This is a genomic window from Globicatella sulfidifaciens DSM 15739 (genome assembly GCF_900167405.1).
Classification (GTDB): domain Bacteria; phylum Bacillota; class Bacilli; order Lactobacillales; family Aerococcaceae; genus Globicatella; species Globicatella sulfidifaciens.
In genome coordinates this window covers 2,484-24,481 of sequence record NZ_FUWO01000009.1, presented here as the reverse complement: position 1 = coordinate 24,481, position 21,998 = coordinate 2,484, and the positions used below count along the sequence as shown (strand labels likewise).

Below are 21,998 nucleotides of genomic sequence, written 5' to 3'. Positions count from 1 at the left end.
ATTGTTAAGGAAATATATTAGTAAATTATTACTAAAAATTCAATCTCAATTCAAAGAAATCTATGATAATCATGCAGAAACAACATTTAAAAAGCTGAGACTCTACATTCCTATTAGGAGAAATGAGTAATAAAATTATCTGTAACATTAGGGAAAGAATCCAGAGGCCAATATAACCCATTTGAAACAAGATCAAACTAAAATCTTATGGTTTAAATTATCAAAAAATTGATTACGGACTGATGATCCAAGATAAAATGACGAGGTCCATGTTACGAGACTACCTAAGCTTTAGCTATATTAACATAATATACATGTCTACTACTCGTCTTAAAATTTTGTAAAATATGCTTTAAAGTCCTTTTACTAGGAACTGTATGAAAAATATAAAATAAAGAAGCATCCTCGGCTTAATCGAATGCTTCCCTATAGTTAATTGTTTTCTAGCTCAGTATATTTTTTATTGCTGCCCTTTGCTTGACTAATTGGATACTTAACGCCATTTTTCACGATTTTTTCTCGAATAATTTCGCTTACGTCTAAATCCAAATTATCAGCCATCATTAAAGTATAGATTAAAACATCAGCAATCTCTTCTTTTAAATGCTCTAACGAATCTGCCTTTGCTTCCTCAGACGAACGCCACTGAAAAATTTCTAATAGCTCATTCGCTTCTAAACTAATCGAGATTGCTAGATCTTTCTCGTTATGATATTGTCGCCAATTACGCTCATCTCTAAACTGATTGATTTCTTTAATAATTTCGTTGATTTCCATTTATTCTCCTCTATTCCGATAGACTTCTAATAATTTATTTCTTAATTGTTCATCAACAGCATAGATATATAGTCCATTTACACCGCGTGTTAACAATACATTCAACTCATTTTGAATGAGTTCTTCAGAAACATGGCGCTTTTCGTTGTTTGAGAAGGTACGTCTTTGAGTTGCATGTTTATTTTCACTTTCGTTAGGATCGATAATAACTTTGCCATTTCTATATTTTACGGATGGTCCTATTATTACTCCAGCATAATTCAAATCAAACCCTTGTACAGTATAATGAGAACCCACTTCATTTATAGTGTGTGGCTGTTCTGCCCATGAACGATTCTTATTTTGTTTTTTTAAAGTTTTATCGTATTCTTGTAACTGTAAGTTCCATGGCATCTCCCAAGTACCAATTTTCACCATCCAAAAATCAGTACTTTTTGGTTTTTTAGTAGAAGAATATTCCCAATCGAATGAAGCAATCGTTCTAGATATTCCTTTATTAGAATCAAAATTTCTTTCTTTAATCGCTTGAACTAAATCTTCCGGAGAATCAAAAACTCTCAAATCATATGAATCATCTTTATTCATTTTCCCTATCTTGTTATATCTTGCAAAGTTTTCAATCCATTCTATTGTCTTTAAACTAGCATTAATACGCATTTGATTTTTTAATGTAATTTTATGTAGTTTGGTTTTAGGAACTAAATGCTGAATATCTTTTTCCATATACTGATTAGTTTGCATAATTTGATCTTCATCAAAAACAGCAATAGTCACTTTACTCCTATTGATAATATCGATTAATTGATTTTTTCCGCGATATGATTGTTTACCTTGAGTCCAAAGTAAATGCGCCTCATCAATTAACACAATATCGGCTTTATTTTCCTCCGAATTTCTATTTATAAACTGAGTAGGTTTTAAAACTCGTTTTACATTCTTTCCTAAGATGTTAAGCTTACTTGCTATTTGCTCGTATACTACTAGTAACTGCTCATGATTCACCAAAAGGTAATTGTTTAAAGCGGTTTTTTCCAGTTTTTCTAATTGAAATTCTGTATCGTTAAATAAATCATAAAATAAACTACTTAACAAAACTGTTTTGCCAGAACCAGCTGCACCATTAACAATAATTAAATTACCAGTTGTATTATTTTGTAAAATTTCGGCAACAGTATTGATAATTTCCATCTTAGCCTCTAGTTGTTCATTAGTTAATTTATGAAATGGCGAAGCTTTGAAAAGTGCAGAATCTTTAATGACAGATTCCAAAGGAAACAGTTTTTTATTTTTACTTCTTAACTTCAACCAAATTTCGGAAAAAACCTCATCTAATTTATTTGAAGTAAAATACTTATTCTGCTCATTAGTTCTTCTATTATAGACTGATTTTACATTTTCAACGCTTGATAAATACAACATTAAGCGATTTTCAATATCAAGAGTTAAAGATTTGTTAAAATATTTGTGTCCAATAATATACATAGAAGAGTTTTTTGCTTCCGATAAGGCTTTCCAATCTTCTCTAATTTTCGGATCAATTAATAAATGTTGTTGGGTTCGTTTATTAATATTAGTTGTTTCACCGACATAGACATAAAACTCGTCTTTTTCTTTATGATTAGCGATATAAACAGTTGGATATTCTAATAAATATTCTCTGTTTTTATCATTCTTAGATTTCGTTTCTTCAATAAATAAATCTAAATCTTCTTTATTAAATTTTATTTCTTCAATAAAAGCATTTGAACTCATAATTAAACTCCTAAATATAAAAGATCATTATAATTTATTTTACCATATATGCTTAGATATTTCTTTAAAGTCATAGAATTAGTAATCTTTCTCTATTAATAATAATTATTAGACTTTATTTTTTAAAATGATTATAATTAATATGGTGAAAAATTATTTTAAGGAGTGACAATATGTCAATTTTAGCAATTATTTTAGCTTTCTTTGGTGGCGTATTTGGTGCTGCGATTGGAGCGATCCCTGCGATTGGTTTATGTGGGTTCTTCGTCTTAATCGGTTCATCAATCATGGCTGCTGGAGGTTCAGCAGATTTCTTAAACAATGTCGCATTTGGTTATTTCTTTGGACCCCATATCGCTTTCACCGGTGCTGTAGCAGCAACTGCTTACTTAGGTTCTAAAGATAACTCTGGTTTCCATGGAACAGATATTAATAAACAACCATTTGCTTCCAATGATCCAATGGCTTTATTAGTCGGTGGTATCTTCGCCGTTATCGGTTATTTATCAGCTTACTTAATTACCGAAGTATTAGGATTAAAAGTTGATGGTGGCGCAATCGGTATCGTAATTGGTTCAATCATTACTCGTTTAGTATTTGGTGGTGGCGAATTTATGTCGCAACCAGAAGAAGGACAACCAGTCTTCAATATGAGTACCAATGATTTAGTATTTGGTTTATTATGGTCAGCAGCATACTCTGCTATCATCGCTTATGTAACCCAATTAACAGGTATTCCATTCTTTGGCTTTGGCTTTGGAGCATTCTTATTCTTCTTTACCATCTTTGGTGCCAACTTCCCGGTTGGACATCATGTCGGGATTATCTCAGCTTTAGCAATGGTTGCTTTTAATAACTATTTCTTAGCGATTTTATTTGGTGTGATGGCTTGGTTCGTATTTGAGTTAGTCGCTCGTTTCTTCAATACCAATGTCAAAACACATATTGACCCACCCGCTTATGCAATAGCATTATTTTCATTCATCTTAAATACATTCTTCATTAAATAATTGAAGCAATAGAAATAGCCTAACAAACTCACATCGGGTTTGCTAGGCTATTACTTTTTGTGTGTCTGCCCTTATATCGGTATCACAATACTTTATTAGCTGGGGCGCAACAATAATGGAAGATGGGCTTGTCTTTTCTTATATCGGTACAGCAATACAACATGCTTTTGAAGAGTCTAGGCATAAACTTGATAAATTTAGTTAAGATTATTGTTCATTAATTAATAGCGCAGTGGTTGAGTGGTCTCAAATAACGTCTTAACGAGTCTAGACCGCTCCCATTTCCTATTCCCTTTCAACAGCATTCAAAATACCTTGAGGCTGGGCATAAACTTGATAAATTTAGTTAAGATTATTGTTCATTAGTTAATAGCGCAGTGGTTGAGTGGTCTCAAATGGCGTCTTCAATGAGGTTAAAGATAAATTTGGTAAACTTAATCAAGTTATTGTTGTTAAATTAAAAGCGCAGTGATTGAGTGGTCTCAATCTACGTCTTAATGAGGTTGAGGATAAAGTTGACAAATTCAATCAAATGATTGCTCGGTATTTAAAAGCGCAGTGGTTGAGTGGCCTCGAACTTCGTCTTTCGACTTGTTTGAGGCCTACTCAACTGTGCGGGGGTGGACAGACGAAGTGAAAATCATTCGCTTTTCAACTTCTGGTCCACTCCCAACTGTGCGGGGGTGGGCAGACGAAGCGAAAATTATTTAATTTTCTACTTCTTGCCCACTCCAACAACCAGTCTTCTGGTCGCATCGAACAGCAAATTCTTTATTGCCATTCCTCTCTCATGCTGAATCAAGGTATATAAAATTACTTTCTTAGTCTTTAATGATTTTCACGATCAAGTCATCATTATTACTTTGATTTAAACCGTAATTTCTAATTGATTGCCTTCAAAGATTATGAACTTACTCTCATAATAACCGTCACCGGTTGTACGTGGACCATCAATTAATTCATAGCCATCGCTTTCTAATGTTTTGGTTAGCGCATCGACTTTTTCCTTACTGCCTACACTCATTGCCATGTGAACAAATCCGGTTCGATTTAAGCCTTTATAAGTATCCACCATGTCTGGTCTTGTCATTAACTCTAAGCGAGCGCCATCCTCAAATGTTAAAAAATATGAGCTAAATTCTGTGTTCGGATTGAAATACAATTCATTTGATTTTGCCTCAAAATATTTAACAAAGAAATCTCTCGCATCATCTAAATGATTAACATATATCGCTACGTGTTCAATTTTCATAGATTTCCCTCACTATTCAAGTTTGTTAATTATAGTTTAGCAAATAATCTCTTTCAAGACTATGGACTTTTTTATGATATATCAGAAATATTGCAACTAAAAGGTATATAATTCGTCATAACGATACACTACATTAAAATCTAACAATACCACACATACATCGTTAACTGGCTTAGCTTTGGCTTGACTCAAGGCTTGTGCATACAAACTCAACTGGAATTTATACTTATCGGCAATCAATTCAATTTGCTCACTGCGCGGGATATTACCATATTGACGATAGCGGTCTGTCTTATAATCCAATATAACCAACCCATCGTCTGTTTCGTAAAAGGTATCAATAATCCCATGGACTAATAATTGATCATCGGCCAACTGTGGCATTGTTTCCTCGGTTAACTGGGCTTTAAACAACCATTTAGCAGGCAACAAATAAGAAAAAGCCTGTTCACGTTGTAAGGTTTGATGATGCTTAAATAATTGTTGACCATACGGGTCTTTTAAGAACCATACTAAAGTCTCCACTTTAATTAAGGCCGCTTCTTCTTGTGTTAAATACTCTTCACTGACTAAGCGGCTGATTTCACTTGCCAACCAGGATTCAATCGCTTCACCTTGATACTGTTCAAAGGCCAAATGTTGCATCACAAAGTGGGTTAAGCTACCGATTTCGGCATAAGTCATCGTTTTTGGTTTCATAAATTGTGGCGGTTCAAAGGTGTCCTGTGTATAGCGAATACTCTGAATCCCTGCTTGTTCAGTGACGTCAGTTGCTGACGATGCTGCTAACTGATTGTTAGTAGCGGACAACTGCCCTTCTCTTAGCTTGAGTTGATGGTCCGTTGCAGTATTGACTGGCTTAGTTCGGTCAATAAAATGACTTAATTGATCATGTGCCGGTTCTTCATACAAACGTTTTAACTCGGATACCGATTGATAAGAGGACGTATGACTCGCCAATTGATACGGATAGACAGGGTTAGCTAGTGCGGCCATCGTTTGCGCTAAGGATGAAAGAGGTTCATCCATCGAAACTTCTTCTATCGCTTTCAGTGTAAAGTCGAGCCAACTTTCTTCGGTGATGAATTGTCGTTGTTGAATTAATTCGCCTTGCGTTTGGAAAATCTCTGCTTGATTTTTAAAAATAACATCAACTTGGGCTATATCAAAATCAGTAACTTTTTCGGCTAAAGTATCCGGTACTGCTAATGCCTGACGAATCCACTCTAACCATGAATTAGCAGCTTGACGTTCTTGTAAGACGACTAATTTATCTTGTTTATCGGTTAATTCACGGGTTTTTTCATTTCTTTCTTGCCATTTATCCTGTGAATCAATCGTCCCAACTAGAATTAATTGTTGCTCACAACGGGTTAAAGCCACATACAATTTACGCATTTCTTCCGCTTTAGCTTGCATGGTTTTTTCGATTTTTATAGCTTTATTTACCATCGATGGGTATTTTAACATCGTGGTAAAATCATATAAATCGGTACCCATGCCTGAGTTTTTCGATAAAACATAGCGTTTGTGATTAATATCTTGCATATTAAATTGCTTTTCAATATTCATCAAATAAACAATTGGAAACTCTAATCCCTTACTACCATGCACGGTCATCATGCGCACATAGTCTTCATTATCGCCTAATAAGACCGGTTCAGCAATATCTTGATTATGTTCGGTTAATTCTTCAATATATCGAATAAAGCCAAATACCCCTTTAAAATTACTCTTTTCAAAGATAGCGGCTTGTTGGTAAAACGCATGTAAATTCGCTTGACGTTGGGCTCCATTAGTTAAGCCTGCAACATAGTCTAGGAAATACGTTTCTTGATAGATTTGCCATATCAATTCGACTAAGCGTTTCTCACTGGCGAGCGTTTGCCAATGAATCAGTTGTTGATTAAATTGTCTTAATCGATCCGCAAGCGCATCATCTACTTGAGTCATATAATCTAAGACGGCTTCATAATAAGTCCCACTAGGATGATGAATCCGGATTTTACTTAAAGCTTCATCGCTCAGTCCGACAAAGTATGATCGTAAAATCGCCACTAAAGGCAAGTCTTGTCGGGGATTATCAATGATTTTTAAGAGTGCAATCATTAATTGAATCTCTTGTCTTTGGAAATAAGTATCGATTTTTTGCGCATTAATCGGTATCTCATACTGTTGGAAAGCCCGTTGGATTTCTAAAAATGGCTTTTTAGTAGACGATAAGATGACAAAGTCGCGGTACTCAACCGGACGCATGCCTTTGGCTTTTTTATCATAGACTTGCCACTTAGACAGTACTTTTTGACGGATATCTTGGGCAATTAAATGGGCTTGGGCTTCAATCGAACTATCAAAAGCGAGTTCATCTGCTAGCTCATCGGTATCAGTTGCTTCTTCATTAAAGCTGGTTGTCGCTTCTTCATCACCGTCCTCGGCTTTTTCATGCAATAACAGTTGAATATTAAAGCGTGGTGAAGGCGAAACAGGTTCAAAGGTCAGATTACCCGTTTTCAAGGACTCTTGTTCGCCATAGTTCATTTCGCCAAATTGCTCGTCCATAATGCGCTCAAATACATAATTGGTAAATTGCAGCACTTCATCGCGTGAGCGATAATTCTTGTCTAACACAATTAATTCGCCGTCTTCATGTGCTTGGTATTGCCGATATTTTTTCATAAATAGGCTTGGTTCAGCCATACGGAAGCCATAAATCGATTGTTTGACGTCCCCTACCATAAACAAATTACCGGTTAAATCCGGTCGTTGTTCATGTGATAACCAAGATAAAATCGTCGCTTGAATTTCATTAATATCTTGGTATTCATCAACCATGACTTCTTTAAAGAGATTTTGATAATAAGTAGCGGCAATGCTGGCCTCACGACGTCCAGTCTGTTGATTATAAGGCGCTAAAATATTTAAGGTTAAATGCTCTAAATCATTGTAATCAATAATATTGAGTTTAGCTTTATGCTGAGCGACTGCTTGTTTAAAGTGTAAGGTCAGTTGGCTTAATTTATCAATAATCGGGGCTAACTGGGCTTCGACTTTTTCCAATTCGGGATAAGCTAATGGAAAGACCGGTTGCACATTTTTGGTAATCAGTATTTTGGCTTGGTCACGGGCCTCTTTCATCGCATCGATTAAGTCGCCTTCTTCGGTCTTACGTGGTTTACTTGGCCAACGCTTAAATTCCACCCCCGCCAACATATTAGCAAAGTTCGCTAATTGATCTTGGTATAGATTATCTAATAACTGACCGATCATTTCTCGTTCAGTCGCTAAGAAATCCCCATATTTTTGTGCTATTTCATCACTAGCACCTGCTAATAAGTTTTCAGCTTTTAATAATAATTGATAAGCCGATTGAAGATTACTTTGTAAATTAGGCGCTAATTGTTGTTTGTATAAGGTTGTTTGACTAAACTGATTAAAATCACGGCTATATTGTGATAAGTTTTGTAAATAGATTTCCGGTTCAGGATGGGATGAAGAAAAGAGATGCAAGTTAAGCACTAAATCAAATAAATCTTGGTCGCTTCTAGGATTAGCATAACGACTTAATAATTCTTGTAAGTCATTCGCATCCAGTCCAGAAACCTTGCCCTCAATAATATCAGCCACTAATACTTCCCAAACATCTTGGAAAATCAAGGCCTTTTGAGTCTCGTCCACTAATAAAGTAAAGCTCGGATTAAAATCAATTAAATAGAAAAATTGTTGAATCACCTGTAAACAAAAACTATGCAAGGTCCGTATATGGGCTGCGGGTAATTTGGTAATTTGTTCTAAAAAGAGAGCTTGTTTGTCTTGGTACTCCGGTTGGTAAATAACCGCTTTAAGTTTGGTTTCCATCCGTTCCTTCATTTCCTTAGCGGCAGCTTCGGTAAAGGTGACCACTAGTAATTCATCGATTTGTGCAAACTCTTTACGGATATGGGTTAAGATTCGCTCAATTAAGACCGTCGTCTTACCCGAACCCGCTGAGGCTGCGACCAGTAAGTTAGATCCCGTTTGTTGAATCGCTTGCCACTGTTCGTCATTGTATTGCGCATCTTTAGGTTTTGGTTCAATTAACATCTATCCTTCCTCCTTCCCTTCAAAGTCAATTTTCAATTGGTTCATAACTTCTTTAGCTTTGATTGTTTTACGGCGATATAAATGATAATGTTCGGTAGCATCAAAGCCTGAAATGACTCGATACCCCGGTTGTAAAGCCGTTGTATAAGGATTATCTTTATACGGCGCTAAGTCAATACGACCCGACTGCATTTCTTCAGCGGCTTGGATAAAGCGCTCATCGGTCATGCGTAAAACTAATTGTAAATCGTCACCACGAATGACTTTTGAACTGGCCTTATATTGACCATCTTTCTTTAATGATACTGGATAAATCAAACTATCCGACTGTTCCTCAATATCGGGATCAATTTGCATTAAATCCGCTTCATCAGCGGCTACAAAACCATGTAAAAGATTATTTTTTAATTGGGTATCATAAAGGGCTCCTTGGGACGCTTGGGCTAAGACATCTGGCGTTACCTCATTAAAATTATGAATCAATGGCTGATAAAAAGCCCCTAATGCTTCAAACTGCGGATAGTTTTGTAAGGCAATATTTAAATAAGTTAGAATTTGTAAATCATGACCATAATAAGCATCTTCTAGCTTAAATTGCTTTTTACCTGACTTATAGTCAATGATTTGTAATTTATTCGCCCCCACTAATTCGTCAATACGGTCAATTTTCCCGGTAATATATAATTTACCGCCACTGGACAATGGGTAACTCATCCCTTTTAAATCATGTTGTGGATTCATCCCAAAGATGGCTTCCGTTTTTAAGGTGCGCATCTTAATTTTAGCTTGTTGTTGATAACTAAATTGTAAAAAGCGCCATAATTGTTGATCAAGTTGTAACTTAATGGCCTGCATTCGTGGATAACCACTGAAAATATTGAATTTCCACTCTTGATTAATGGCCTCAATGCTTTCATTTAAAATGACCCTTAATTCTTCAGCGGTTAAATTGACTAAAGTACGACCGGAAGCAATAATTTTAGCCATCACCAAGTCCAATGCATGATGGAAATAATCCCCGGTTTTAGCCGCATCAATTTCATACTGTTCACGCTCTTTTAATCTTAAACCATAGGTTAAAAAGTGACTGAATGGGTCTTGGTAATATGCCTCGATCTTCGACACAGAGGCTGAAATATTTTGGCCAAATAAAGCAATGGCGGTTTCAGGTGTGAGTGCCGTTGGTAAAACATTAAATTTAAAAATCTGATGAACCAACTGTTGCCAATTCTTTTCAATGGCTTCTGGCGCATACAATACTTGATGTAATAATTGTTTTTGTTGATGCGTCATAGGCAAACTATTTTGATATTGATGACGTAATACACCGAGTAAAGGTGATAATTGCATTGGCAAACGTCCTAATTGATTGCTGTGGATCTGTTCATTTAAAAAAGGATGTTGTTCACTCCCAAATGATTCTACTTTAAATTGACAAGCTTTAATCAGATTTAGGATATAAGGTGAAAATTGTCTTTGTGAATCACCTACACTGAGTGCCACTGAAAAATATAATTGATCGGTCGCATCCAATAATAATTGATAGCCAATGAGCTGTTCCATTTGATTGCGTTGCTTCGCGGTATCGGCAAGGTTTTGATGTGGTAGTAAACGTTCTTGAATTGCCACACGATTATCTTCTGTTAAGAGAGAATCACTGGTATAGGTCTTCGGTAGACTATGATCATCGGCTCCTAGAATAAAGCAAATTTTAGCCGGTTGCACTTGTGGACTTTCAATACTGGTAACCGTCACTTGATCCATCGTTGGTGGAATAATATGATAGGTCGCTTGTTGTAAACCAGTTAGTAATAATTCAGCAAACAACGCTAATGACAAGTTCTTTTCACCATAAAGTTGATGGAATTCATCTAAGGCATCCATCAATACTTGCCATACTTGTTCAAAGCGACGTGACAACTCAATTTGCCCCCGTTCAATCGCTTGATCGCGCAAAGCTATAAGACGCTGATGCACTTGGGTATCGACTAATAATTGATATAACCATTCTCCGGCTTGTTGACCTAACAGCCCTTTGTCCCAACGACTTAAGGGTTGATATAGATAGGATACTAACCACTGACGCCAACGACTGACCACCTCAAAAATGGTTTCATTCGTTTCATCACCTTGATAATTCACATAACTTTGCTCTGATTGCGGAAATTGCCAATCAAACTTTTCACTATAAAAGCGGAAACCAAAATAACCATTGGCAATTAAAATATTTTCTAGGAGGGCTTTTTGATGGCGTGCCTCTTCAATATTCCCTTCAAGCCATTCCGGCATTAATAAATCCGATTTGATGACAAGCATTAAGTCTTGATAACGCCAATGATTTAAGGACAAATTGAGTACTGCTTCTAACCACAAGACTAAGGGATGTTGCGACATATTGGCTTCATGGTCAAAAAAGTAAGGAATCTGATTCATCTCAAAGATTGGTCCGAGCATTTGTTGATATAAATCCATATCGCGGGTCAGCACTAAAATATCACGATAACGATACCCTTCAATCGTCACTAAATAATGGATTTGATTGCTAATATGACGTAATTCACTTTGCACTGTTTCAAATTGCCAAAAATAATGATGTGTTGTGGCGTTATTTAAAGCTTGTGGCGCTAATAATTGTGATTGTTGTTGTTGGAAACGTGCGGCGACTTCTAAAATAGCGGGCTGATAATTAAAATAATGCGTTTGAATCTCCCAATCGGGCAACACTTCAAAATTAAATAATTGTCCATAATGTTTAAGTTGACGATAAGTGTCTTTTACTACTTGAACCATTGGTAACCATTCAGCACTGCTAATTTGGGATTGTTTAATCGGTAAAGTTAACCATACCCGTTTAAATTTTTGAGCGAGGTCTACTAATAATTGATATTGTTGTGCATTAAAGAAATAATGATGGTCCACTACCAAATAATGATGCTCAAATGCTTCATGTTGGGCTAAATAGTGTGATAAATCCAAATACGTTTGATAATTAGCTAATGATTGCGTTTCAATCGTATCAATAAAAGCGGTATATAATAATTGTAATTCTTTAATACGTTGCGCTTCCATATTTAAAATCGTCGCATCAATGACTTGTTCACTCACCATATCATCGGTTAAGGCTTCTGGATTAACATTGCCTTGATATAACTCTTCGAATAGCGCCAATAATTTCTCAACGAAACCTAAGTGATGTTGTTGCCCTTTATAAACAATCAATTGGTCTTGATATTGATCTAATATTTGCTTAATCACCATCGTTAACCCGATATCAGATAGATTAGTCCGTTGATGTTGTTTCTCATCTAACATAAACCAAGCCAAACGTGTAAAGCTGACCACTTGAATGTCCATCATGGCCGATTCTTGACGACCGCTCATTTTTTGACTTTCTTTTAGTACAAAGGTTTCCATGTCAAACTTGATATGTTCCGGCACTAAATAATAAATAATTGCTTGCGGATCTTGTGCTTTAATTTTAAATAGCTCTTGAATTAGGGGAGCTTTTTTATTAACTGACAAATCGCCTGTTACAATTTGTAAAGCCATACTCTCGTCCCTCCTTATAATAATATCGATAGTCCTATTGTATCAAATTCACTTCTGTTTAAAAATAGCTCCTGGTTGATTATTGATGAATAATGCATGATCCACTCACAGATAATTCTTCATGCTTTAGGGTAAAATGAGTGATGCTAACTTTTATTAGAACGCAAAAACTATTTCTCAAATCAATTAGTTTTTGCGTTAATTATAGCCTCCACATGATTGGGAGTAGACCAGAAGTAGAAAATGAAATGATTTTTGCTTCGTCGTCCTACCCTCAAAAAGAAGTTTAGCCAATACAATTGAGTAATCCCCCATGCTTATAGGAGCTACTGGCACAATTCATATTTAGCCCCAATAATTGAATAAAAGCTCATCTTATATTGCCTAATGCCAGAAACTGGATGGATAAGGACAAACAAAAAAAGACCGAACAGAAATACATGCTCGGTTTCGCTTCAAATAGTTAATTATTGCTATTTTCAGGAGGCAGTCAGATCATCTTTCTGTCAGTCTTGTTTTATTATTTTTCGTAAGCAGCCGTTAATTGCGGTACGACTTGTTTCTTACGTGAAACGACACCTGGTAATAATAGTTCATTGTCAATCACCGTAGTACCAAAAGCGGCTTCTACTTGTGTAAAATCATCACCAGATACTAAACCGAATGAATTGCTTTCTAAAATATCGGTTACGATTAACACGAATAAATCATATCCTGAAGCATCCATTGCAGTTAATAATTCAGCTTTTTGCGCTTGCATTTCTTCGAAACCAATCGCATTTACTTGCGCAATACGTACTTTTCTACCATTCATATCGAATGATTTCGCATCTAATGTTAATAATTCATCAATTGTTTTAGTTGATAAATTGGTTCCTGCTTTTAATAATTCTAAACCATATTTTTCTAAATCAACTTCTGCGATTTTCGCTAATTCACGCGCTGCAGATTCATCTTGATTCGTGCAAGTGGGTGATTTAAATAATAAAGTATCAGAAATAATAGCCGATAACATTAAACCTGCAATTGATTTTGGAATATCATAATCATGTTCCTTGAACATTTTTAATAATACAGTAGCGGTACATCCAATTGGTTCAGCGCGGTAATATAGAGGTTGCGCTGTTTCAAAACCAGCAATACGGTGATGATCAATGACATAATCAACAGTCACGTCCGCTAAATCATCGACTGATTGTTGGGGTTCATTATGGTCCACTAAGGCAACATGCTCAACTTCGTTCGCAACCGTGGTTACCACACGTGGCGCTTCGACATTAAAATAATTTAAAGCAAATTCGGTTTCTTCATTTGGGGTTCCTAAAGCAACAGGCTCTGCGTCATATCCTTGACGCTCTAAAAAGAAGCTCATCGCAATGGCTGAAGCAATCGTATCAGTATCTGGATTTTTGTGTCCGAACACTAAATATTTAGACATTTATTAATTCCTCCTAAAAAGGTCTTTTCTATATTTTATCACATCTTAAGCTATTTTAAAGAAATATTTTCATTTTCTTGTTGAATTTCTGTTAACCATTCTTGTTCTTGTTCTGTTAAATCAGCCTTCTCAAGTAAGTCTGGTCGTCTTTCGTAGGTTTTGCGGATAGCTTCTTTGGCTTTCCATTTTTCAATCTTTTCATGATGGCCACTTAATAAGACATCTGGAACGACTTTTCCTCTGAACTCTCTTGGTCGCGTATATTGTGGATGTTCTAATAAATGACGTTGATGTGACTCGTCTACAATTGAGTGGGCATTTCCTAAAACTTCGGGAATTAACCGGACTGTCGCATCAATCATCACCATTGTCGGCATTTCACCATTGGTTAAAACATAATCACCGAGTGACACCTCATCGGTTACATAATCACGAATTCGTTCATCGAAACCTTCATAATGACCACAAATAAAGATTAATTGTTCAGCTGTTGACCATTCTTGAGCCATTTGTTGGGTAAAAGGCTTGCCGGTTGGATCAACTAAAATGACTTTCGATTTATCCTTACGTTCAATTGCTTCGAGTGTTTCTACAATAGGCTCAACGCGTAATAACATGCCCGCTCCGCCACCATAAGGATAATCATCAACATGGCCATGTTTATTGACCGCTTTTTGACGAAAATCATGTAAATTTAAAGTCATTTTTTCTTTATTTTGCGCTTCCTTCATTAAAGAGGTATTAAGTGGTGCAAACATTTCTGGGAATAAAGTTAACACATCAATTTGCATCATCAATCAAACCTTCCATCAATTCAATTGTCGCTATACCATTAGCTAAATCAACTTCTTTCACGACATCATTAATAAAGGGCAATAACACATCGCGTTTTTTCGGTTCATGACGTTTAACTACCCAAACATCATTCGAACCTAACGATAGAATCTCCTTAACAGTTCCTAATTCATCACCATCGGTTGTGATAATCTTTAAGCCAATAATTTGATGATGATAGAATTCATCTTCAGGCAGTGCCTGTTGTTGGTCTTTTTCAATCGCTAACCAATAATTTTTATAGTGTTCAATATCATTAATATTATGGATTCCTTCAAAACTCAAAATATAAGTCCCTTTATGTAAATAAGCATCCGCTACGGTTAATTTAGTTAGCACCTTGTCTCCATCGACAATCGCTAATTTTTCACCTGGAGCAAAGCGTTCATCAGGAAAATCCGTATCCGCAATGACTTTAATTTGACCTTTAATACCAAAAGTATTGACAATTCGCCCTACTTTATACATTATCCTTCCTCCTCAATCGGACCATTTTGGGTAAAACGTTCTGACATATATAACATTAAAATGGTTAATAATCCTAAATAAATCGGTAAAATTCCCATGCCTGTTACTTTCGTAATCCAACCAAAGATAGGTGGCATCGCCATTGCGCCTACATAGGCACTGGCCATTTGCACCCCAATAATGGCTTGTGATTTATCTTTTCCAAAATAACGTGGTGACATATGAATAATACTTGGATAGATTGGCGCACACCCTAATCCCATAATAATTAAACTAATGAGCGCAATCACTGGCATTTTGATTGGTAATAATAACAAGATAATCCCGGTTGCTAGTACACCGATCCCAATGCGAATCATTTGTTCGTCATTAAATTTAAAGGTTAAGAAGCCACTCAAAGCACGTCCTATCGTGATACCGATATAAAATAAAGCAGCATAACCGGCAGCAGTCTCAGGTTCAATGCCTTTTACTAAGACAAAATAACTACTTGCCCAAAGTCCTGCAGTTGATTCAATCGCACAATAACAAAAGAAAGCAATCATAATCTCTTTAGCGCCTTTTAATGATAAAATTTCTGGAATACTCAGTGGTTTGCCTTCAGCACGTTTGCCATTGCTTTTGGCTTCATGCGTTTGCCATAAAGGTAAGCTAATAAAGAGACTTGTCGTTAAAACAATTTGAATGATCGCAATATATAAATAACCACTTTGCCACCCAGAACCATTCGTCAAGGCATAAGACATAATATAAGGTCCAATCGCTGCTCCTACACCCCACATACAGTGTAACCAGCTCATATGGTGACTCTTATAGTGTAAAGCAACATAATTATTTAATGAAGCATCGACACTGCCGGCACCTAAACCATAAGGAATCGCCCATAAACATAACATCCAAAATTGATTGCTAATTGAGAAACCAAATAAAGCCATCGCCGTTAAAAGCACACTAAAAGCCGTTACTTTACCAGGGCCAAATTGCTTCGTTAAGCGATCACTTTGCAAACTGGAAATAATCGTTCCAAAAGAAATAATCAACGAAATAACGCCAGCATAAGAAACGTCAACTGCTAAGGTTTGATGCATTACGGGCCAGGCAGAACCTAATAAAGCATCCGGTAAGCCAAGACTAATAAATGATAAATAAATCATGACTAATAATAAATGAATCATGTAACCTCTCCAATCTAACATAATAACCTTCACTATTATACGACAGTTCGCGTAAATTCGCTATCAAAACCGTTTATTAATCGCGATAACTTTCACTTTAGTTGATAATCATGTAAAATGTACTTATATCTCTTTTTAGGAGGAAACAAGTATGACATTTGATGGCTTTTTTACACGTGCCTTAGTCAAGGAATTAGCGGACCAACTGATTGGTGGCCGTATTTCCAAAATATATCAACCTTTCGAGCAAGAATTACAATTGGTAATTCGTAATCATCGCACCAATTATCGTTTAAATAGCTCGATTCATCCCACTTACTACCATTTAGGTTTAACAGATGAGCGTCCAAGTAATCCCACTCATGCACCGATGTTTTGTATGTTGATGCGCAAACATTTAGAAAATGCCATTGTGTTAGACATCCGCCAAATTGACAATGATCGTATCGTGCAATTTATTGTCAGTGGCTTAGACGAATTAGGTGATCAACAAAATTACCATCTTTATTTTGAATTGATGGGACGCCACAGTAATATTCTATTAGTTAATCCGGCTAAAAATACGATTATTGACTGTATTAAACATGTCTCCCCAAGTCTTAATAGCTATCGTGGTTTACAACCAGGGGCTGAATATGTTCAACCACCCAAAAATCCACAACAAACGAATGTCTTTGCTTTAACCGATTTAGATAGTTGGGCGAATGAACATCATCAGCTATTAGCAGATGGCCTCGCTTCACGCATTATTGAAGGATTAGGAAGACTCGGTGCCAGTGAAATTGAGTATTTAATGAATCAAGAAAAAATGACAGCCAGTGAAGCCATCAATCAATTGATGGCCGCCACAACTAATGCACAACCCACAATTTTCAAGCAAAAAAATGACAAATTATCCTTTTATTATTATCCAGTTACGCATCTTGAAGCTGAACAAATTAACTACCCTTCACTTTCAACTTTATTAACAGCCTTTTTCCAACAAAAAATTCATTTAGATCGTATTCGTCAATTATCAGGCGATTTAATACAAAGAATAGAACATGTGATTGAACGCAATCAAATTAAAATTGCCAAATTAGCAGAAGATCGCAAAGTAGCCCAAGCTGCGGATACCTATCGGATAAAAGGTGAACTCTTAAAAGCCTATGCTTACCAAATTGAAAAAGGTCAAACAGCAGTAACATTGGATAATTATTACGACAATAATCAACCATTATTAGTTGAACTCGATCCACGGTTATCAGCAATTGATAATAGCCAAAAATATTTTAAAAAATATACTAAATATCGTGATTCATTAAAATATATTGACCACCAAACCCAACTGGCTGAAGCAGAGAATGAGTATTTAGAAACGGTACTTGTCCAAATTCAACAAGCTGATTTAGAAGACATTGAGGATATTAAAGAAGAATTAACCAACGAAGGTTATGTCGCACAACGCAAACAAAATATTAAAAAACGTTCAAAATCCACTTCAAAACCAAGACGCTATCGCAGTGATGATGGGGTGATGATTTATGTTGGACGCAATAATCATCAAAATGATGAACTTAGTCTTAAAAAAGCCAGTAAAAATCACTGGTGGCTCCATGCCAAAAATATTCCTGGTTCTCATGTTATTATTGAAAGTGACCAACCAAGTGATGAAACCATTACGCTAGCGGGAGAACTCGCGGCTTATTATTCTAAGTTTAGTGATTCAGCTTCCGTTCCAGTAGACTTATTACAAGTCAAACATTTACGCAAACCCAGTGGCGCCAAACCGGGCTATGTGATTTATGAAGGACAACGCACCATTTATGTGACACCTGATGAACAGAAACTACGTACCTATCAAATTGACAATTAACTAAAGCTGATGGACTTTTCAAGTATTAGGCAGTCCATTTGGTGACGAGCAATATCTTTCGTCTATCACGATGATAAAAATATAATAAAAAAAACTGAAGTTACAAAATTAGTTGAGTGTCGAGTAGACCTCACAACCACATCATAACTTCAGTTTCTTTTTTATTTTACAATGACCACTTGGTCTTCACCATTGTCGACTTCACTTAAACGTACCGCAATTCGCTCTGTTTTGGCAGTCGGTACATTTTTACCCACAAAATCGGCTCTAATCGGTAATTCTCGGTGTCCACGATCCACTAAAATAGCTAATTGAATATGCGAAGGACGATGTTGGTCTAAAATCGCATCCATCGCAGCTCTAACGGTACGTCCGGTATATAATACATCATCGACGATGACGACTTTTTTGCCTGTTAAATCATGACTAAAGGTCGCTTCAGTTACTTCAGGTTCATCGGAAACAGTCGCATGAGTCAAATCATCGCGATAAAAGGTAATATCTACATAATCGACCGCTACTTCATGCCCTTCAATTTCTTTAATCTTCGTCGCAATGCGATTTGCTAAGTATTCGCCACGCGTTTTAATCCCGACTAATACAACATCCTCTAAAGTCTTATTGCGTTCTAAGATTTCATGGGCAATTCGCTTAAGTGTCCGATTGATGGCCATTTCATCCATTAAAATATTTTCAACCATTTCAACACTCCTTTCAATGTGATAAAAATAAAGATCGTCATAGCCCATTAAAAATGAAACTATCACCATCTTTATTGACTAAAATATACTATTTTCTTGATTTCACTTTGCCGCCCCAAGTAGAGAAACCATTTTTCAAGATAAAGACATTATCATGTCCATTTTTCTTTAAAATACGAGCACAACGTGGTGCTAAATTACCATCTTCGTCGTATAAATAAACGGGTTTGTCACGGCGGACTTCGGCTTGACGTTGTTTAAACTGTGACATTGGAATATTGCGTGCCCCTAAAATGTGACGCGCCTCGAATTCCGGCGTTTCACGCACATCCACAATTTGTGCTCCAGCACGTAATGCTTCTAATTCAGTTGCTTCAATCATCTGTGCGGAATTACGTGCAATCCACCATAAATAGAGTAAGTAGCCACCATAAATCACTAATCCTAAAACAATTAAAGCTAAAATAAATTTCAAAATTTCCATTAAATTAATTACTCTCCTAACTCATCAACTGGTACTAATCGAGCAGCCCCGATAACACCAGCATCATTGCCAATTGTTGCTAAACGGATTTTAGTTACATCACGTACTTGTGGGAATGAATATTGACGGTGATATTTTTCAACACGTTCTTTTAAATAATTGCCAGCTGCCGAAACGCCACCACCTAAAACAATCGTACTTGGATTTAAAATATTCGCAATATGGGAAGTCGCGATACCTAAATAGTGAGAAAACATATCAACTACATGTTCACTAAATGTATCGCTATCTTTTGCCGCATCAAAAATATCACGAGCCGTTACTTGATCGCCACTATCAATACGCGCTTTTATCGTTGAATCACCTGCAAATTCATTTGAGTAATGACGTGCAAGATTAACAATTCCTGTTGCTGAAGCAACCGTTTCTAGACAGCCTTTATTACCACAAGTACATTCAAAACCATTTTCCGCATCAACAAAAATATGGCCCACTTCGCCTGCTGTACCGCCGACACCATGTAATAATTTATTATCTAAAACGATACCGCCACCAACACCAGTACCTAAAGTAAACATCACGACATTGGGTTCACCATTACCGGCACCTTTCCATTGTTCTCCTAAAGCAGCCACATTCGCATCATTATCAATATAAAAAGGTAAATTAAAAGCTTCGGCAAATTGTTTTCCAACTTCTTGTAATTCACTCCAGTTTAAATTGTAAGCACCAATAACTGTTTTATTTTCAGCATCTACTTTCCCGGGAGTTCCCATTCCGATACCGTAAAAACTTTCTTCTGTTAAGTTTAATAATGATAATTGCTCTTTAATCGAATCAATAATATCCGGTACAATATGCTCACCATCATTTAAGATATTCGTTTGAACACTCCATTTTTTTTGAATTTCCCCTTCGGGTGTTAAAATTGCTAATTTTGCTGAAGTGCCACCTAAGTCAATCCCAATAATTTTTTTCTCCATTTTTCCTACTCCTTTAAAATTCTCTTTGTATCCCAATAAAAATAAATAAAATCAATAATAAAATGATACTAATGAATAATAATAATCTTTGTTTCTTCGTTAATGGATGATATTGTTTTATACCAATCGCCGCAGTCATCAAAGCTCCCATTAAAGCGCCACCCATGTGCCCCCAATTATCGATCGTTCCAGAAAATAAATTCATCAAGACATTAATAACAAATAGTGTCATAAAGGTTTGACCACGCTGTCTTAAATAGCTTGATTGTGGATATAAACGCCCCAATACAATATAAGCCGCAAATAAACCAAAAATACCAGTACTAGCCCCTGCAGAAAGAGCCCCCGCACTCGCTAAGCCAAATGAAACGACATTTCCACCTAGCACACTGATTAAATAAATAACTAAATAGCGTCCATGACCTAATATTTTTTCCAGTTCAATCCCCACAAAATAAAGGGAAACCATATTCATCAAGATATGTTCAATTCCAATATGAATAAAACCGGCAGTCAATAACCGCCACCATTCATTAAAATGAACAATGAAAGGTCTAAAATTTGCACCTGTTCTTACTAATGCTTCACTCGATTGTGTCGTCCCAAAAACGAATAACATCCATATAAAAACAGCAATATTAAGTGTTAATAAAATATAAGTTACAAATGGCGCCTGACGCCACCATTCAGGATTTTTAATTTTTTCCATTATTGCTCCTCTCTATCTCGCAATGAAGAGCTTTTTAACAGGTTGATCAAATGATTCAACAGGCAATAAATCATTGTCGACCATTTGAATGGGAAAAACGAGCGAAACCGTTTTGGTGGTAGGTAATTTTGCTAATAGACGATCATAATAACCGCCACCAAAGCCGACTCGATACCCATTTCGTGAAAAAGCTAAGCCTGGTACAATGATTAAATCTAATTGCTCAGGTTCTAGTCGTTGATCAGTCTTTGGTTGCACTACTTTGCGATAGACAGTTTTAAGTGTGTCTCCTGTTTGATAAGGAGCAAACTCTAATTGATAATTGGGAGCTAAACAAGGTAAATACACTTCATAACCTTGTGCTTCTAATTCTTCTAATATAGGTAAAACATTAACTTCAGGATGAAAGCTATAAAATAAAGCCATTCTTTGAACATTAATAGTTTGTAAATACTCAAAAAATTGTTGCTTTAAATCACTTTCCCATTGATGTCGTTGTTCACCATTCAAATGTTGAAGTTTATTGATAATATCTAATCTAAGGGTTTGTTTATCTTTTTTCATAGTACCTCCCTCTAAGTTTACTAGTCTATTTTAACATATTTTAATGAAAAATGGGAGCGTTCTTTCAAGTAATAATAACGTTATCAAAATCATGCTGAGAGTGGACAAAATAGCATTAGATAAAGTTAAGCTTATCGTTTATAACATTGGATACAAATTGGGAGTGGGCAACAAGTAGAAAATCAGTTGAATTTCGCTTTGTCTGTCCACCCCCGCACAGTTGAGTAGGCCTCAAACAAGTCATTAAGACGCAGATTGAGGCCACTCAACCACTGCGCTTTTAATGAATAAGCACTAATTTGACTGAAATTTTCAAATTTATGTTCAATCTCATTAAGACGCAGATTGAGACCACTCAACCACTGCG

Annotated in this window: 17 protein-coding genes; 2 read left to right on the top strand and 15 right to left on the bottom strand. The window is 36.1% G+C overall.

Annotated features, from left to right (window positions below):
* Positions 1-432: 432 nt before the first annotated feature.
* Positions 433-777, bottom strand: coding sequence for a nucleotide pyrophosphohydrolase (locus tag B5D12_RS05845; protein WP_078755924.1), 345 nt, complete (start codon positions 775-777; stop codon positions 433-435).
* On the bottom strand, positions 778-2,529 hold the full coding sequence (locus B5D12_RS05840; RefSeq protein ID WP_078755923.1) for a DUF2075 domain-containing protein: 1,752 nt from the start codon (positions 2,527-2,529) through the stop codon (positions 778-780).
* A 173-nt stretch (positions 2,530-2,702) separates the two neighbouring features.
* Between B5D12_RS05840 and B5D12_RS05835 the strand changes: the two genes are divergently transcribed.
* Positions 2,703-3,539, top strand: a complete 837-nt coding sequence (locus tag B5D12_RS05835) for a DUF7973 family transport facilitator (protein WP_078755922.1) — start codon at positions 2,703-2,705, stop codon at positions 3,537-3,539.
* Positions 3,540-4,407: 868 nt separating this feature from the next.
* Here the strand turns inward: B5D12_RS05835 and B5D12_RS05830 are convergent.
* From B5D12_RS05830 to B5D12_RS05800, 7 genes are all read right to left on the bottom strand, one after another.
* Positions 4,408-4,791, bottom strand: a complete 384-nt coding sequence (locus B5D12_RS05830; protein WP_078755921.1) for a VOC family protein — start codon at positions 4,789-4,791, stop codon at positions 4,408-4,410.
* A gap of 96 nt (positions 4,792-4,887) precedes the next feature.
* Positions 4,888-8,871, bottom strand: a complete 3,984-nt coding sequence (gene addA / locus B5D12_RS05825; RefSeq protein ID WP_078755920.1) for a helicase-exonuclease AddAB subunit AddA — start codon at positions 8,869-8,871, stop codon at positions 4,888-4,890.
* Complete coding sequence (locus B5D12_RS05820; protein ID WP_078755919.1) at positions 8,872-12,420, bottom strand: PD-(D/E)XK nuclease family protein; 3,549 nt, start codon at positions 12,418-12,420, stop codon at positions 8,872-8,874. It lies immediately after the preceding gene.
* A gap of 520 nt (positions 12,421-12,940) precedes the next feature.
* Complete coding sequence (locus B5D12_RS05815; RefSeq protein ID WP_078755918.1) at positions 12,941-13,858, bottom strand: manganese-dependent inorganic pyrophosphatase; 918 nt, start codon at positions 13,856-13,858, stop codon at positions 12,941-12,943.
* A gap of 50 nt (positions 13,859-13,908) precedes the next feature.
* Positions 13,909-14,649, bottom strand: coding sequence for a tRNA (guanosine(37)-N1)-methyltransferase TrmD (trmD, locus tag B5D12_RS05810; RefSeq protein ID WP_078755998.1), 741 nt, complete (start codon positions 14,647-14,649; stop codon positions 13,909-13,911).
* Positions 14,639-15,160, bottom strand: a complete 522-nt coding sequence (rimM, locus tag B5D12_RS05805; RefSeq protein ID WP_078755917.1) for a ribosome maturation factor RimM — start codon at positions 15,158-15,160, stop codon at positions 14,639-14,641. Before rimM ends, trmD begins: the two co-directional genes overlap by 11 nt.
* Positions 15,160-16,356 carry an MFS transporter gene (locus tag B5D12_RS05800; protein ID WP_268762617.1) on the bottom strand — a complete coding sequence of 399 codons (1,197 nt, stop codon included), beginning with the start codon at positions 16,354-16,356 and terminating at the stop codon, positions 15,160-15,162. The genes rimM and B5D12_RS05800 overlap by 1 nt, the downstream gene beginning before the upstream one ends.
* A 130-nt stretch (positions 16,357-16,486) precedes the next feature.
* Between B5D12_RS05800 and B5D12_RS05795 the strand changes: the two genes are divergently transcribed.
* Positions 16,487-18,190, top strand: coding sequence for an Rqc2 family fibronectin-binding protein (locus B5D12_RS05795; protein WP_078755915.1), 1,704 nt, complete (start codon positions 16,487-16,489; stop codon positions 18,188-18,190).
* A 161-nt stretch (positions 18,191-18,351) separates the two neighbouring features.
* Here the strand turns inward: B5D12_RS05795 and pyrR are convergent, their stop codons facing one another.
* From pyrR to B5D12_RS10430, 6 genes are all read right to left on the bottom strand, one after another.
* Positions 18,352-18,891, bottom strand: a complete 540-nt coding sequence (pyrR, locus tag B5D12_RS05790) for a bifunctional pyr operon transcriptional regulator/uracil phosphoribosyltransferase PyrR (RefSeq protein WP_078755914.1) — start codon at positions 18,889-18,891, stop codon at positions 18,352-18,354.
* 88 nt (positions 18,892-18,979) lie between these two features.
* On the bottom strand, positions 18,980-19,375 hold the full coding sequence (locus B5D12_RS05785; RefSeq protein ID WP_078755913.1) for a rhodanese-like domain-containing protein: 396 nt from the start codon (positions 19,373-19,375) through the stop codon (positions 18,980-18,982).
* An 8-nt stretch (positions 19,376-19,383) separates the two neighbouring features.
* A complete protein-coding gene (locus tag B5D12_RS05780; protein WP_078755912.1) occupies positions 19,384-20,358 on the bottom strand; it encodes an ROK family glucokinase in 975 nt (324 codons plus the stop codon).
* A 13-nt stretch (positions 20,359-20,371) separates the two neighbouring features.
* Positions 20,372-21,067, bottom strand: a complete 696-nt coding sequence (locus B5D12_RS05775) for a rhomboid family intramembrane serine protease (protein WP_078755911.1) — start codon at positions 21,065-21,067, stop codon at positions 20,372-20,374.
* 12 nt (positions 21,068-21,079) lie between these two features.
* On the bottom strand, positions 21,080-21,631 hold the full coding sequence (locus B5D12_RS05770; protein ID WP_078755910.1) for a 5-formyltetrahydrofolate cyclo-ligase: 552 nt from the start codon (positions 21,629-21,631) through the stop codon (positions 21,080-21,082).
* Between the two features lie 182 nt (positions 21,632-21,813).
* On the bottom strand, positions 21,814-21,998 hold a 185-nt coding region (locus B5D12_RS10430), incomplete at its 5' end, for a hypothetical protein (protein WP_234982925.1).

Coding starts and splice junctions, on each gene's coding strand:
- B5D12_RS05845 (WP_078755924.1), bottom strand. CDS start 777: ATGGAAATCAACGAAATTATTAAAGAAATCAATCAGTTTAGAGATGAG.
- B5D12_RS05840 (WP_078755923.1), bottom strand. CDS start 2,529: ATGAGTTCAAATGCTTTTATTGAAGAAATAAAATTTAATAAAGAAGAT.
- B5D12_RS05835 (WP_078755922.1), top strand. CDS start 2,703: ATGTCAATTTTAGCAATTATTTTAGCTTTCTTTGGTGGCGTATTTGGT.
- B5D12_RS05830 (WP_078755921.1), bottom strand. CDS start 4,791: ATGAAAATTGAACACGTAGCGATATATGTTAATCATTTAGATGATGCG.
- addA (WP_078755920.1), bottom strand. CDS start 8,871: ATGTTAATTGAACCAAAACCTAAAGATGCGCAATACAATGACGAACAG.
- B5D12_RS05820 (WP_078755919.1), bottom strand. CDS start 12,420: ATGGCTTTACAAATTGTAACAGGCGATTTGTCAGTTAATAAAAAAGCT.
- B5D12_RS05815 (WP_078755918.1), bottom strand. CDS start 13,858: ATGTCTAAATATTTAGTGTTCGGACACAAAAATCCAGATACTGATACG.
- trmD (WP_078755998.1), bottom strand. CDS start 14,649: ATGCAAATTGATGTGTTAACTTTATTCCCAGAAATGTTTGCACCACTT.
- rimM (WP_078755917.1), bottom strand. CDS start 15,160: ATGTATAAAGTAGGGCGAATTGTCAATACTTTTGGTATTAAAGGTCAA.
- B5D12_RS05800 (WP_268762617.1), bottom strand. CDS start 16,356: ATGTTAGATTGGAGAGGTTACATGATTCATTTATTATTAGTCATGATT.
- B5D12_RS05795 (WP_078755915.1), top strand. CDS start 16,487: ATGACATTTGATGGCTTTTTTACACGTGCCTTAGTCAAGGAATTAGCG.
- pyrR (WP_078755914.1), bottom strand. CDS start 18,891: ATGGTTGAAAATATTTTAATGGATGAAATGGCCATCAATCGGACACTT.
- B5D12_RS05785 (WP_078755913.1), bottom strand. CDS start 19,375: ATGGAAATTTTGAAATTTATTTTAGCTTTAATTGTTTTAGGATTAGTG.
- B5D12_RS05780 (WP_078755912.1), bottom strand. CDS start 20,358: ATGGAGAAAAAAATTATTGGGATTGACTTAGGTGGCACTTCAGCAAAA.
- B5D12_RS05775 (WP_078755911.1), bottom strand. CDS start 21,067: ATGGAAAAAATTAAAAATCCTGAATGGTGGCGTCAGGCGCCATTTGTA.
- B5D12_RS05770 (WP_078755910.1), bottom strand. CDS start 21,631: ATGAAAAAAGATAAACAAACCCTTAGATTAGATATTATCAATAAACTT.